The organism is Paraburkholderia sp. XV, from assembly GCF_020177535.1.
Lineage (GTDB): Bacteria > Pseudomonadota > Gammaproteobacteria > Burkholderiales > Burkholderiaceae > Paraburkholderia > Paraburkholderia caribensis.
Window position 1 is genome coordinate 1 of record NZ_JAGUUD010000042.1, and the last position, 13,689, is coordinate 13,689.

At 62.9% G+C, this 13,689-nt stretch carries 12 protein-coding genes; 11 read left to right on the plus strand and 1 reads right to left on the minus strand.

From position 1 onward, the window contains the following. The first annotated feature begins 157 nt into the window (after positions 1–157). Positions 158–1,459 (plus strand): citrate synthase, encoded by a 1,302-nt coding sequence (gene gltA, locus KFO72_RS20315; protein ID WP_054933451.1) that lies wholly within the window; start codon positions 158–160, stop codon positions 1,457–1,459. A 293-nt stretch (positions 1,460–1,752) separates the two neighbouring features. On the opposite strand, the gene KFO72_RS20320 is transcribed toward gltA, so the two are convergent. Further along, positions 1,753–2,340, minus strand: coding sequence for a hypothetical protein (locus KFO72_RS20320; RefSeq protein WP_225032870.1), 588 nt, complete (start codon positions 2,338–2,340; stop codon positions 1,753–1,755). Between the two features lie 353 nt (positions 2,341–2,693). On the opposite strand from KFO72_RS20320, the gene leuC reads away from it, so the two are divergent. The 10 genes from leuC to KFO72_RS20370 all read left to right on the plus strand — a co-directional run bounded on the left by leuC (position 2,694) and on the right by KFO72_RS20370 (position 13,687). Next, entirely contained in the window at positions 2,694–4,103 is a 1,410-nt protein-coding gene (gene leuC, locus KFO72_RS20325) for a 3-isopropylmalate dehydratase large subunit (RefSeq protein WP_054933453.1), read from the plus strand. A 7-nt stretch (positions 4,104–4,110) separates the two neighbouring features. Beyond that, the gene (locus tag KFO72_RS20330; protein WP_054933454.1) at positions 4,111–4,263 is read left to right on the plus strand and encodes an entericidin A/B family lipoprotein; all 153 of its coding nucleotides are present in this window, start codon (positions 4,111–4,113) and stop codon (positions 4,261–4,263) included. Positions 4,264–4,339: 76 nt separating this feature from the next. Next, a complete protein-coding gene (gene leuD / locus KFO72_RS20335; RefSeq protein WP_054933455.1) occupies positions 4,340–4,993 on the plus strand; it encodes a 3-isopropylmalate dehydratase small subunit in 654 nt (217 codons plus the stop codon). 56 nt (positions 4,994–5,049) lie between these two features. After that, entirely contained in the window at positions 5,050–6,117 is a 1,068-nt protein-coding gene (leuB, locus tag KFO72_RS20340; protein ID WP_060604989.1) for a 3-isopropylmalate dehydrogenase, read from the plus strand. A gap of 300 nt (positions 6,118–6,417) precedes the next feature. Further along, positions 6,418–7,539, plus strand: coding sequence for an aspartate-semialdehyde dehydrogenase (gene asd, locus KFO72_RS20345; RefSeq protein WP_054933457.1), 1,122 nt, complete (start codon positions 6,418–6,420; stop codon positions 7,537–7,539). 144 nt (positions 7,540–7,683) lie between these two features. Then, positions 7,684–9,999: a FimV/HubP family polar landmark protein gene (locus tag KFO72_RS20350; protein WP_225032871.1), complete on the plus strand. Its 2,316-nt coding sequence runs from the start codon at positions 7,684–7,686 to the stop codon at positions 9,997–9,999. Next, complete coding sequence (gene truA, locus KFO72_RS20355; protein WP_054933459.1) at positions 9,999–10,802, plus strand: tRNA pseudouridine(38-40) synthase TruA; 804 nt, start codon at positions 9,999–10,001, stop codon at positions 10,800–10,802. Before KFO72_RS20350 ends, truA begins: the two co-directional genes overlap by 1 nt. Next, complete coding sequence (locus KFO72_RS20360) at positions 10,799–11,506, plus strand: phosphoribosylanthranilate isomerase (RefSeq protein ID WP_054933460.1); 708 nt, start codon at positions 10,799–10,801, stop codon at positions 11,504–11,506. Before truA ends, KFO72_RS20360 begins: the two co-directional genes overlap by 4 nt. A gap of 61 nt (positions 11,507–11,567) precedes the next feature. Beyond that, entirely contained in the window at positions 11,568–12,761 is a 1,194-nt protein-coding gene (gene trpB, locus KFO72_RS20365; RefSeq protein WP_225032872.1) for a tryptophan synthase subunit beta, read from the plus strand. Positions 12,762–12,772: 11 nt separating this feature from the next. Continuing rightward, positions 12,773–13,687, plus strand: a complete 915-nt coding sequence (locus tag KFO72_RS20370; protein WP_224102542.1) for a DNA-methyltransferase — start codon at positions 12,773–12,775, stop codon at positions 13,685–13,687. The last annotated feature ends 2 nt before the right edge of the window (positions 13,688–13,689 follow it).

A 13,689-nucleotide genomic window follows, 5' to 3' on the forward strand; every position in this document is an offset into this window, starting at 1 on the left:
AACCGGAGGGCGACCTCGCCGACGCCGATGTCGCGCGGGTGCTGGAGATGCTGCGGAACGTGTAATCAAGGCGTAAGCCTTGCCACTACGCAGGTGAGTTTGATCCAGGCGTGCAATTATCGAAACCCTGTTTCCATACTTCGATTGAGGATGTGCTATGACCCCGTCAGATGTTAAAGCCACGCTATCGTTCAGCGACAACTCGCCGAGCGTCGAAATGCCGATTTACAAGGGCACGATGGGCCCGGATGTGATCGACATCCGTAAGCTGTATGGTCAGACCGGCAAGTTCACGTACGATCCGGGCTTCATGTCGACGGCGTCGTGCAACTCGGCTATCACCTACATCGACGGTGACAAGGGCGAGCTGCTGTACCGCGGCTTCCCGATCGACAATCTCGCGCAAAACGCCGACTTCCTCGAAACGTGCTACCTGCTGCTGAAAGGCGAACTGCCGAACCAGGCGCAGAAGGACGAGTTCGTGAAGACGGTCACGAACCACACGATGGTTCACGAGCAGATGCAGTTCTTCTTCCGTGGCTTCCGCCGCGACGCCCACCCGATGGCGATTCTCGTCGCTGCAGTCGGCGCGCTGTCGGCGTTCTACCACGATTCGCTCGACATCAATAACCCGCGTCATCGCGAAGTCTCGGCAATCCGCATGATCGCGAAGCTGCCGACGCTGGTCGCCATGGCGTACAAGTATTCGATCGGCCAGCCGTTCGTGTATCCGCAGAACAATCTGTCGTACAGCGCAAACTTCATGCGCATGATGTTCTCGAACCCGTGCGAAGAGTACCAGGTCAACGAAGTGCTGGTTCGCGCACTCGACCGTATCCTGATCCTGCACGCCGACCACGAGCAGAACGCATCCACGTCGACGGTTCGTCTGGCGGGTTCGTCGGGGGCAAATCCGTTCGCGTGTATCGCGGCCGGTATCGCGTGTCTGTGGGGCCCGGCGCACGGCGGCGCGAACGAAGCGGCGCTGAACATGCTGGAAGAGATCGGCTCGGTCGACAACATTCCTGAGTTCATCAAGCAGGTGAAGGACAAGAACTCGGGCGTGAAGCTGATGGGCTTCGGTCACCGTGTGTACAAGAACTACGATCCGCGCGCGAAGCTGATGCGCGAAACCTGCCACGAAGTGCTGAACGAACTGGGCCTGCACGACGACCCGCTGTTCAAGCTCGCCATGGCGCTGGAAAAGATCGCGCTCGAAGACGAATACTTCGTGTCGCGCAAGCTGTACCCGAACGTCGACTTCTATTCGGGCATTGTGCAGCGCGCGCTGGGCATCCCGACGTCGATGTTCACGTGTATCTTTGCGATGGCACGTACGGTCGGCTGGATCGCGCAGTGGAACGAAATGATCGCCGATCCCGAACAAAAGATTGGCCGTCCGCGTCAGCTGTTCATCGGCGAGGCGCCTCGCGAAGCCAAGCCGATCGCTCAGCGCTAAGCCACGGGCGCGTCAGCGCACCGGGCTTGCGTTAAACGCATCGAACGAAACACCCCAACGGTTCGCCGTTGGGGTGTTTTGTTTGATAGGCCGTTTGGCCAGGTCTGGTGCGCTTGACCGGCGATGGGCAAAAGGCAATAATAACGACTCAAAACTACGTACCAGCGGGTGCGAAAAACGTAGCGCCGCCCGGCAAGCCGGGTCCCACCAGGAGTGGGAGTTTTGTCGAACGACAGATAGAGAATCCCGCATGCAACGGCCACCTCAGGTGGCCGTTTGTTTTTCTGCGGACCTCATCCGCGAATCCTTTTGCCAAGGTACGTCGCACGCAGTAGCGTCGCAAAGCCGACTTTACCGGCCTTTTCCTGACGCCTCGTCAGTCCGTTGTCCAGCACATAGGCTGACTGGATGCGCAACACCATGCGCCGCTTGCGGCTGCGGTCCCGCTCGGCTTCGAAGAATACGGCATAGAGCGATGTCGAACCGTCTTCGTTCAACTGTTCGAGCGTAACGAAGTTGGGTTGTTTCTCGTTGGCAATCGTAATGCGCCGCGACGGCAATTGAACGACGATGTCTCTTAGATGCTTGCGTGAGAGTTCGTAGCGCAGCGGGTCGAGTACACGGCGCTCTTTGCCATCATCGTAGATTTCATCCGCAGGTATCAGATGTGTTGCGCGCGCGTCCCATCGGAAGCTATGGGAAAAGCAGTGGCAGGAGAAAAGTACGAGTACGGTCATGTCTGCTCCTAATCCCAGATCGATCTTGAATGTGAAGGCATCGAGATGATTGAGATTCCACTGGATTCCACGATAGCTCACGCCTGAGAATCGATGTCCAGGTTCAGGCGGTGAATCGACGGTCAAATATTCGAGTTGCGACATCGGTAGCATGATTAGGGTAACTAACCATGCTATGGCGAACGCTGGCGTGGCCGCTATATGCCGTTCGGTCGAGTGCTGCGTGCCCTGTCGCTGCATCGTCGCGCACGTTTATCCGTTGCGGCGCCAATTGCCGAGCTGTCCGCGCAACAAAGTCCCGCCCGGCCTTTCCATCCGATCATTTCGAAGCAGGCACGGACGCCCCCCTCGGGTAGTGCCGATACAGGTATCGGCACTACCACCCAACTCCATGTTTTTTATCAGTTTTCTCGATATGTGATGGTCCTGGAAAGTCAACTGCGTGGCATAATTGACCGGACACGAACTGCCCGATGTCATTACTATCCCCGCATACCATGGCACAGACTCTCTACGACAAATTGTGGAACACCCATGTGGTCCACACGGAAGAAGACGGCACGACGATTCTCTATATCGACCGTCAACTGCTGCATGAAGTGACCAGCCCGCAGGCATTCGAAGGGCTGAAGCTCGCGGAACGCCCGGTGTGGCGCATCAGCGCGAATCTGGCGGTGTCGGATCACAACGTTCCGACCACAGATCGCAGCCACGGCATCGCTGACCCCGTGTCGAAACTGCAAGTCGATACGCTCGACTCGAACTGCGACGCATTCGGCATCACGCAGTTCAAGATGAACGACATGCGTCAGGGCATCGTTCACATCATCGGGCCGGAGCAGGGCGCGACGCTGCCGGGCATGACGATCGTCTGCGGCGACTCGCACACGTCCACGCACGGCGCGTTCGGTGCGCTGGCGCACGGCATCGGCACGTCGGAAGTCGAGCACGTGCTGGCCACGCAAACGCTCCTGCAGAAGAAGAGCAAGAACATGCTGGTCAAGGTCGAAGGCCAGTTGCCGCGCGGCTGCACGGCGAAGGACATCGTGCTCGCCATCATCGGCAAGATCGGCACGGCGGGCGGCACGGGCTACGCCATCGAATTCGGCGGCTCGACCATTCGCGCACTGTCGATGGAAGGCCGCATGACCGTTTGCAACATGGCGATCGAAGCGGGCGCGCGCGCCGGCATGGTCGCCGTCGACGACACGACCATCGAATACCTGAAGGGCCGTCCGTTCTCGCCGCAAGGCGTCGAATGGAATCAGGCCGTTGAATACTGGAAGCAGTTCAAGTCCGATCCCGACGCGCACTTCGATCGCGTAGTCGAACTGAACGCCGCCGAGATCGTGCCGCAGGTCACGTGGGGCACGTCGCCGGAGATGGTCACTTCCGTCGACGCACGCGTGCCGGATCCGGAAAAGGAAAAAGATCCGGTCAAGCGCGACGCGATGGAACGGGCGCTGCAGTACATGGCGCTCGAACCGAATCTCCCCATCGAATCAATCAAGCCGGACAAGATTTTCATCGGTTCGTGCACGAATGCGCGCATCGAGGATTTGCGCGCGGCAGCTTGGGTCGTGAAGAAACTCGGCCGCCGCGTCGCGCCGAACATTCGTCTCGCGATGGTCGTGCCGGGCTCGGGCCTCGTGAAGGCGCAGGCGGAACGCGAAGGTCTCGACAAGGTCTTCACGGAAGCGGGTTTCGAATGGCGCGAGCCGGGCTGTTCGATGTGCCTCGCCATGAACGCCGACCGGCTGGAGCCGGGCGAGCGCTGCGCGTCCACGTCGAATCGCAATTTCGAAGGCCGTCAGGGCGCGGGCGGACGCACGCACCTCGTCAGCCCGGCCATGGCGGCGGCAGCCGCCATCGAAGGGCATTTCGTCGACATTCGCAAGCTGGGATGAACGCCACATGAACATCGATCGCATCGCACTTCTGCGCCGATTCGCACTCGCGTCGCTAGCCGGGCTGCTGCTCGGCCTCGCGGGTTGCAACACGGTGCACGGCTTTGGCGAAGACCTGCAGCATCTGGGCGGGTCGATCAGCGACAAGGCGGCAAAGTAAGCGGTTTTTGATTCGCCGGAGGGCGCGGGTGATGCGCATGTGCACCTCCTTCCGGCTTCGAACAGGCTAAAGCGTCATGGAAAAATTCATCGTACATAGCGGCGTCGTGGCGCCGCTCGATCGCGAAAACGTCGACACCGACGCGATCATTCCGAAGCAGTTCCTGAAGTCGATCAAGCGCACGGGCTTCGGTCCCAACGCGTTCGACGAATGGCGTTATCTCGATCACGGCGAGCCGGGCCAGGACAACTCGAAGCGTCCGCTGAATCCGGATTTCGTGCTGAACCAGCCGCGCTATCAGGGCGCGTCGGTACTCCTCGCGCGTCAGAATTTCGGCTGCGGCAGCTCGCGCGAGCACGCACCGTGGGCGCTGCAACAGTACGGGTTCCGCGCGATCATCGCGCCGAGCTTCGCCGACATCTTCTACAACAACTGCTTCAAGAATGGTCTGCTGCCCATCGTGCTGACCGACCAGCAGGTCGACCATCTGTTTAACGAAACATTCGCGTTCAACGGCTTCCAGCTGACCGTCGATCTGGAAAAGCAGGTCGTCCGCACGGTCGACGGCAGCGCCGAATATCCGTTCGAAGTCGCAGCGTTCCGCAAATACTGCCTGCTGAACGGTTTCGACGACATCGGCCTCACGCTGCGTCACGCGGACAAGATTCGCCAGTTCGAGGCAGAGCGCATCGCAAAGCAGCCGTGGCTCAACAACCGCCTCGTGCGCTGAAGATTGTCCGAACGCGCGCCTGATCCAGGCCACACAGACACCAACAAGGAATACGCATGAAGATCGCAGTGTTGCCGGGCGACGGCATTGGCAAGGAAATCGTCAAGGAAGCCGTCAAGGTTCTGAACGTGCTCGGCGAAAAGTTCGAGCTGGAAGAAGCGCCCGTTGGCGGCGCAGGCTACGAGGCGGCCGGTCATCCGCTGCCGGAAGCTACGCTCAAGCTCGCGAAGGAAGCGGACGCGATCCTGTTCGGCGCGGTTGGCGACTGGAAATACGATTCGCTCGAGCGCTCGCTGCGTCCGGAACAGGCAATCCTGGGTCTGCGCAAGCATCTGCAACTGTTCGCGAACTTCCGTCCGGCGATCTGCTATCCGCAATTGACGGGCGCTTCGTCGCTGAAGCCGGAAATCGTGTCGGGCCTCGATATCCTGATCGTGCGCGAACTGAACGGCGACATCTACTTCGGCTCACCGCGCGGCGTGCGGGCAGCGCCGGACGGTCCGTTCGAGGGCGCGAAAGAAGGTTTTGACACGATGCGCTATTCGGAGCCCGAAGTGCGCCGCATCGCGCACGTCGCGTTTCAGGCGGCCCAGAAGCGCGACAGGAAGCTGACGTCGGTCGACAAGGCGAACGTGCTCGAAACCTCGCAATTGTGGAAGGACGTGATGATCGATGTCTCGAAGGAATACGCGGACGTCGAGCTGTCGCACATGTACGTCGACAACGCGGCCATGCAACTCGTGAAGGCGCCGAAATCGTTCGACGTGATCGTCACGGGCAACATGTTCGGCGACATCCTGTCGGACGAAGCGGCGATGCTGACGGGTTCGATCGGCATGCTGCCGTCTGCTTCGCTCGACAAGAACAACAAGGGTCTGTACGAGCCGTCGCACGGTTCGGCGCCCGATATCGCGGGCAAGGGCGTTGCGAATCCGCTCGCCACGATTCTGTCCGCCGCGATGATGCTGCGTTATTCGCTGAACCGGGCCGAGCAGGCCGATCGCATCGAAAGCGCCGTGAAAAAGGTGCTGGAGCAAGGTTATCGGACGGGCGATATTCTGACGCCAGGCTGCAAGCAGGTCGGCACGGAAGCGATGGGCGACGCGGTGGTGGCGGCGCTGTAATTCTTCAGCCAACGCGCGTGAATCTGCCACTTTTGCGCGGATTCACGCAAATCGCGGCGCCCGCGCCGCAAAAAACGGGTTTTCGTGTAGACTCATGTGATGGCGACGATTCCTCAAATCTCCTCGATTTCGACACTGCGCGGCAAAACGGCCCGCGTGGTTGCGCTCGCCATTACCATCAAAACGATTACCCCGAAAACGATCACGAAGCGCTGATCGTCCGTCGTGCCCGCCCATCTTCCCCGCGCGGTCACTGCGGGCAAAGATGCGGGGAAGTGTCCATTCGAAGGGTATGAAGTCATGAACGTAGGTCTCGTAGGTTGGCGCGGCATGGTCGGTAGCGTCCTGATGCAACGCATGCAGCAGGAAGGCGATTTCGATCTGATCGAACCGGTGTTTTTCAGCACCAGCAATGCGGGCGGCAACGCGCCGTCGTTTGCCAAGAACGAGACCAAGCTCAAAGATGCGACAAGCATCGACGACCTGAAGAAGTGCGACGCCATCATTTCCTGCCAGGGCGGCGACTACACGAACGAAGTCTTCCCGAAGCTGCGCGCGGCGGGCTGGAACGGCTACTGGATCGATGCGGCTTCGTCGCTGCGCATGAAGGATGACGCCGTCATCATTCTCGATCCCGTCAACCTCGACGTGATCAAGAACGCGCTGGTCAAGGGCCAGAAGAACTTCATCGGCGGCAACTGCACGGTCAGCCTGATGCTGATGGCGCTCGGCGGCCTGTTCCGTGAAAACCTCGTCGACTGGATGACGGCCATGACGTATCAGGCCGCTTCGGGCGCGGGCGCGCAAAACATGCGTGAACTGCTGAGCCAGATGGGCGCGCTGCACGGCGCAGTGAAGGATGAACTCGCCAATCCGTCGTCGGCCATTCTCGATATCGACCGCCGCGTGCTGGCGGCCATGAACAGCGACAGCATGCCCACCGATCACTTCGGCGTGCCGCTCGCCGGCTCGCTGATTCCGTGGATCGACAAGGATCTCGGCAACGGCATGTCGAAGGAAGAGTGGAAGGGCGGCGCGGAAACCAACAAGATTCTGGGCAAGCCCGCGATGGGCGAGCCGGGATCGATCCCCGTCGACGGTCTGTGTGTGCGTATCGGCGCCATGCGTTGCCATTCGCAGGCGTTGACCATCAAGCTGAACAAGGACGTGCCGCTCGACGAAGTGAATGACATTCTCGCCTCGGCGAACGACTGGGTGAAGGTCGTGCCGAACGAGCGCGAAGCGTCGATGCGCGATCTGTCGCCCGCCGTGGTGACGGGCACGCTGACGGTGCCCGTCGGCCGTCTGCGCAAGCTCGCGATGGGCGGCGAATACCTGTCGGCGTTTACGGTCGGCGACCAGCTGTTGTGGGGCGCTGCTGAGCCGCTGCGTCGTATGCTTCGCATTCTGCTCGACAAGTAAAGTAAACTAGCGCGTTAGCTGAACGACGCGTAGAAAACTCCAAAAAGCGTCGCGATTTTCGCGGCGCTTTTTTATTGTGTATTTCAGAATCTTGTCGCCAACATTTCTAAGCATGCGCCGCACGACCGCGCACGAAAGGTCCCGATGACGGCCCGATTCCCTCTTATTCTCGCCGCCACACGCAGCGGCTCACATCGGATTGCGGCGTCGGTCGCGATCGTTTTTGCCGGTGCAGTTTCGATACCGGGCATGGCGTACGCGCAAGCCGCGACGGCAGGTGCTGCGACAGCGAGCGCGCCGGCTGGTTCGGCTTCCGGCGGCACGCAATTCACCGTTCAGCCGGGGCAATCGCTCAACGATGCAGCCGTCGCGATGACGCAGTCGCATGACCGCGCTGTGCTGGCGCGCGCGGCGAAAGCGATCTTCGACGCGAATCCGAACGCGTTCATGGGGCACGATCCAAGCCGGTTACGGCTGGGCGCTGTCCTGAACCTGCCTGCCGTCGATGCGACGGGGGCGCCTATCGTCGCGGCATCGGCTGCGGTGTCGGCCTCGGCTCCGTCCGGCGCGTCGGCGCAGGCTGCGACCACCAACAACGCCGCCACGACGACTTCGGCATCCGCGCCCGCTGCCACGGCTGCCGGCGCGAGTGCAGCGGCTGCCGGCGCGTCGTTGCCCGTCGAGGCGGCCGCCTCGACGCCAACGCAAGGCGCCAGTGCTCCGGCCGCGGCCACGGCCGAGGCGACGTCCGCACCCGCTGCCGGCGCGCTGCCCACGAGTGGCGCCGCCGCATCATCGGCTGCGAGCGGCACGCATTCATACACAGGTTCCATCCAGGGCAGCGAGTCGGCCGCCGCGGCCCCCGGCGCGCCCTCTACCAGCAACGCGCAACCCGCGTCGCAGCCGCGCGCGTCGAGCCTGCAGCAGCTCCTTGCGCTGAAGAACCGTGTGCTGATGGAGTTGCAGAAGCACGGGATCGGCAAGCAGTCGGGCGCAAATGAAAGCGCGCCGACGTCGCCGGGCGCGACGCAGCCATCGGGCGTGACGCCCGGCGCTGGCGCACCCGCTCATGCTGCGCCCGCGGCAACGCAGCCCGCGAACCAGCTGGCGGGTATGTCGCAAGAATCTCTGGGCGTGGCTGCTATCGTCGGCGCGGCACTTGTGGCGCTGCTGGCCGGTTTGACGATGCGCCGGCGTCGTAAGGCGGCGCGCGCGCAGGAAGTGGCGAGCGACGACGCTGCACGCGAAGATGAAACGCCCGTTGCGCCCGCTGCCGCCGAGCCTGCTGCAGTCGCGCGTAGCGATGAGCCGCCTGCGTCGCCGGGCGAACCGTCTGAAACCGGATCGCACGAAGCCGGTCCGGCTACCGTTACCGCCGCTGCTGCGCTTTCGCCCGCATACGGCCACGACGCCGGACGGAAGCACGAACTCGAATCGTTCGATGGCGCCTCCACGGAAGCCGCCCTCGACGCAGCCGCGGCGCTCGGCGCCGATGCGCTGCCGCGCGAATCGCTCGATCCGGCCCGCGAAGAAGCGCGTGCCGCCGAGGCAGCCGAACGCGAACAGGCTGAGCGCGCACAGGAACTGACGACGGGCGAGCTTGCCGTCGACACGACGCCATCCACCGAACTGCCGCTCGACGAGCAGCCGATACACGACCCCGTCGAGCCGCATTTCGCCGAGCCGATCGAATCACCGCTCGACGAGTCTGGCGCGAAACCCGGGCCGTTCGTGCTCGACGGTGGTGGTGAGTCGCCGGGAACCGGACAGCACGAACCCTCGTTCGAGCAGCCCACGGCGTCCGTTGCGCCGCCCATCCAGTTGAGCGTCGAACCGGCCGCGCAGCATGAACAGCTGATCGAGCCGCTGCCCGAGCTCAATGAACTGCATCCAGCCGATGCCGAGATCGACGCTGAACATCGCGCGCCGGCTTCGCTCCCGCTCGGCGCGCCGCCGCCGCTGGAACCGGCTGTGCCGGACGCATTCCCGCGCGACGCGATGCGCGCGCTCGACAGCATCGACGACTTCGCGTTGCCGCCGCGCGTCGAGCCATCCGCTCCCTTCGCACCCGCTGTGACACAGCCCGTCGTCGCGCCCGAAATCACGGCGCAACAGGCGGTGCCGGCGCACGCGCCGCAGGTGCCCGCTGCCGCCGCCGAGATCATCGCCGGCACGGCCGGTGCGGCCGCCGTCGCCGGGCTAGGCGCGGCGCGCTTCGGCGCGTTGAAGCTCGACTTCGACCTGGAACTGCCGCCGTCGCCGTCGCAAGTCGTGCCCGCTTTCACGCCGGACGAAGTCGCGCGTATCGCCCGCAACAAGCTCGACCTGGCCGTGGAATACATCGACCTCGGCGACGTGGTCGGCGCGCGCACGCTGATCAACGAAGTCATCGAATCGAACGATGCCGACACTCGCGCCGACGCCCGCGCATTGCTGTCGACGCTCGCGCCGCTTTCGTGATGACGCGGATCGCGCTTGGCATCCAGTACGACGGTGCGGCGTTTTGCGGCTGGCAGTCGCAGCCGCACGGCAAAACCGTGCAGGATGCGCTTGAACGGGCGCTGCGCGAATTCGCGCAGACGCCGCTGCAGACGGTCGTGGCGGGCCGCACGGACACGGGTGTCCACGGTCTCGGGCAGGTCGTGCATTTCGATACGGAACTCGACCGTACAGACTTTTCGTGGGTGCGCGGCACGAACGCCTTCTTGCCGCCGACGATCGCTGTGCAATGGGCCAAGCCGATGCCCGACGCATTTCACGCGCGCTTTTCCGCCTTCGAGCGCACTTATTACTACGCGCTGTACGTGCATCCCGTGCGTTCGCCGATGCTCACGGGCCGCGCCGGCTGGATTCATACGCCGCTCGACGTCGACGCGATGTGCGACGCGGCCGCCTGCCTGATCGGCGAGAACGATTTTTCGGCGTTCCGCTCATCGGAATGCCAGGCGAAGACGCCCGTCAAGCATTTGTATCAGATCGATATCCGGTCACAGGGCGATTTCATCCACTTCCGCTTTCGCGCCAACGCGTTCCTGCACCACATGGTGCGCAACCTGATGGGCTGTCTCGTGGCCGTGGGCCGCGGGCGCTATCCGGCCGCGTGGCTCGCGGAGGTATTGCAAGGCCGCGACCGGAAACGCGCGGCGCCCACTTTCATGCCCGACGGGCTGTATCTCGCGCAAGTGGGCTATCCTGAGGCGTTCGCCGTGCCTGCGCCGCAGGCGGGCAGCGTTCCGTGGAGCACCGTTTGGACCGACTCATGACTTCCGCCGACACCCAGGCCGCAAGCCTTTCGCAGTCCCCCGACACCGTGCCGCACCGCACGCGCATCAAGCTGTGCGGGCTCGCCAATGCCGCCGATGTCGCCCATGCCGTGGACCTCGGCGCCGATGCGATCGGCCTCGTGTTCTACCCGCCCAGCCCGCGCGCCTTGAGCATCGCGCAGGCAGTCGAGATGACGCGGGTCGTGCCGCCGTTCGTGTCGATTGTCGGGCTGTTCGTGAATCCGACGCCGGAGTGGTTCGGCGAGGTCACCTGCAACGTGCCGCTGACAATGCTGCAGTTCCACGGCGACGAAACGCCCGAGCAGTGCGAAAAGCTGGCGGGCGTTGCGGGTTTGCCTTGGTTGCGCGCGTTGCGGATTGCAGCCGATACTCAACCGGCCGATTTGGTAAAATCGGCACTCAACTATTCAGCCGCCAGCGGTCTTCTGTTCGACACCCATGTCGAAGGCTATGGCGGCGGCGGGAAGGTCTTCGATTGGTCACTTATTCCACAAGAGCTCGCGCGTCGGGCCGTTTTGAGTGGTGGGTTGAACACGCAAAACGTCAGTGATGCGATTCATCGCGTGCGCCCGTACGCGGTCGATGTCTCGAGCGGCATCGAGGTGCCGGGCGCAAAGGGCGTGAAGGATCACGCCCGGATGGCGGCGTTCGTGCGCGCAGTGCGCGAGGCGGACGCCCGGTGATTGCAAGGCCGCGCCGCGCCTGACGCGCGGACATGCGGCAAGCTGAGAAGAGTGACGGAATATGTACAACTTACCCGATGAACGTGGCCATTTCGGCCAATATGGCGGCGTGTTCGTTGCCGAGACGCTGATGCACGCGCTCGACGAACTGCGTGTTGCGTACGACAAATACTCGGTAGACCCCGACTTCATTGCCGAATACGAGCGCGAACTGAAGTACTTCGTGGGTCGTCCTTCCCCTGTCTATCACGCGCAACGCTGGAGCGAACTGCTCGGCGGCGCGCAGGTTTATCTGAAGCGCGAAGACCTGAACCACACGGGCGCGCACAAGGTGAACAACGTGATCGGCCAGGCGCTGCTCGCCAAACGCATGGGCAAGCCCCGCGTGATCGCGGAAACGGGCGCGGGCCAGCATGGCGTGGCCACCGCGACCATCGCGGCGCGCTTCGGCATGGAGTGCATCGTCTACATGGGCGCGGAAGACGTGCGCCGCCAGGCCGCGAACGTCTACCGGATGAAACTGCTGGGTGCGACCGTCGTGCCCGTCGAATCCGGCTCGCGTACGCTGAAAGACGCGCTGAACGAAGCGATGCGCGACTGGGTCACGAACGTCGAAAACACGTTCTACATCATCGGCACGGTGGCTGGACCGCATCCGTATCCGATGATGGTGCGCGACTTCCAGCGCGTGATCGGCGACGAATGCAAGGTGCAGATGCCCGAATTGACAGGGCGTCAGCCGGACGCCGTGATCGCGTGCGTTGGCGGTGGATCGAACGCGATGGGTATCTTTTACCCGTATATTGACGACAAATCGGTGAAACTGATTGGCGTGGAAGCGGCCGGCGACGGCATCGACACGGGTCGTCACGCGGCGTCGCTGATCGGCGGCAGCCCCGGCGTGCTGCACGGCAATCGCACTTATCTGCTGCAGGACGAAAACGGCCAGATCATCGAGACGCATTCGGTGTCGGCGGGTCTTGATTATCCGGGCGTCGGTCCCGAGCACGCGTGGCTCAAGGACAGCGGCCGCGCGGAATACGTCGGCATCACTGACGAAGAGGCGCTCAAGGCGTTCCACGACTGCTGCCGGATCGAGGGCATCATTCCCGCGCTGGAGTCCAGCCACGCGCTCGCGTACGCGGCGAAGCTCGCGCCGACTCTGCCGAAGGACAAAATCCTTCTGGTGAACCTGTCGGGCCGGGGCGACAAGGACATGCACACGGTCGCCGAGCGATCGGGCATCCAGTTCTGAGCGCCCAGGCGATGCGCGACGAGTTCGAGGAGCCGCAGCCGCCCGCGCTGGACGGCGACGCCGAGGCAGGCGTCGCGGGGTCATTGCACGCGGGCGCTGCGCCGCTGTTGCCGGTGCCTGCGGGCATCGAGCTCCTGAACCGCGATTTTCTGACCGATGCAGCGAACCTGCCGGACGGCTCGATCGATCTGATCGTGGCCGATCCGCCGTACGGCCTCGGCAAGGACTATGGCAATGATTCCGACATGCGCTCGGGCGAGGATTTTCTCGCCTGGACGCGTGCCTGGCTCGAACTCGCCATTCCGAAGCTGAAGCCGTCGGGTTCGTTGTACATCTTCTGCACATGGCAGTACGCGCCGGAAATCTTCGTGTTTCTGAAGAGCCGCCTGACGATGGTCAACGAGATCGTCTGGGACCGGCGCGTGCCGAGCATGGGCGGCACGACGCGCCGCTTTACGTCGGTGCACGACAACATCGGTTATTTCGCGGTGTCGAAAGATTATTATTTCGACCTCGATCCCGTCCGTATCCCATACGATGCCGCCACGAAGAAGGCGCGTTCGCGTAAGTTGTTCGAAGGAAGCAAGTGGCTCGAGATGGGCTACAACCCGAAGGACGTCTGGTCGGTCTCGCGTCTGCACCGGCAACACGCCGAACGCGTCGACCATCCCACCCAGAAACCGCTCGAAATTGTCGAGCGGATGGTGTTGGCCAGCTGCCCGTCGGGTGGCCGCGTGCTCGATCCCTTTATGGGAAGCGGCACGACGGCCGTCGCTTGCGCCCGTCAGAAGCGCGAATTCGTCGGCTATGAGATCAATGAAAGTTACTGCGCGATAGCGCGAGAACGCGTTAGTTTGGCGGCAAATCCGCCGGAACCCGTTTCGCGTCGAAAAGCAGCCGTCACCACGACTACGACGACGGCCTGACG

Bases quoted from the DNA above. Each gene is read 5' to 3' on its own strand.
- gltA (WP_054933451.1), top strand. From the start codon at position 158: ATGACCCCGTCAGATGTTAAAGCCACGCTATCGTTCAGCGACAACTCG.
- KFO72_RS20320 (WP_225032870.1), bottom strand. From the start codon at position 2,340: ATGTCGCAACTCGAATATTTGACCGTCGATTCACCGCCTGAACCTGGA.
- leuC (WP_054933453.1), top strand. From the start codon at position 2,694: ATGGCACAGACTCTCTACGACAAATTGTGGAACACCCATGTGGTCCAC.
- KFO72_RS20330 (WP_054933454.1), top strand. From the start codon at position 4,111: ATGAACATCGATCGCATCGCACTTCTGCGCCGATTCGCACTCGCGTCG.
- leuD (WP_054933455.1), top strand. From the start codon at position 4,340: ATGGAAAAATTCATCGTACATAGCGGCGTCGTGGCGCCGCTCGATCGC.
- leuB (WP_060604989.1), top strand. From the start codon at position 5,050: ATGAAGATCGCAGTGTTGCCGGGCGACGGCATTGGCAAGGAAATCGTC.
- asd (WP_054933457.1), top strand. From the start codon at position 6,418: ATGAACGTAGGTCTCGTAGGTTGGCGCGGCATGGTCGGTAGCGTCCTG.
- KFO72_RS20350 (WP_225032871.1), top strand. From the start codon at position 7,684: ATGACGGCCCGATTCCCTCTTATTCTCGCCGCCACACGCAGCGGCTCA.
- truA (WP_054933459.1), top strand. From the start codon at position 9,999: ATGACGCGGATCGCGCTTGGCATCCAGTACGACGGTGCGGCGTTTTGC.
- KFO72_RS20360 (WP_054933460.1), top strand. From the start codon at position 10,799: ATGACTTCCGCCGACACCCAGGCCGCAAGCCTTTCGCAGTCCCCCGAC.
- trpB (WP_225032872.1), top strand. From the start codon at position 11,568: ATGTACAACTTACCCGATGAACGTGGCCATTTCGGCCAATATGGCGGC.
- KFO72_RS20370 (WP_224102542.1), top strand. From the start codon at position 12,773: ATGCGCGACGAGTTCGAGGAGCCGCAGCCGCCCGCGCTGGACGGCGAC.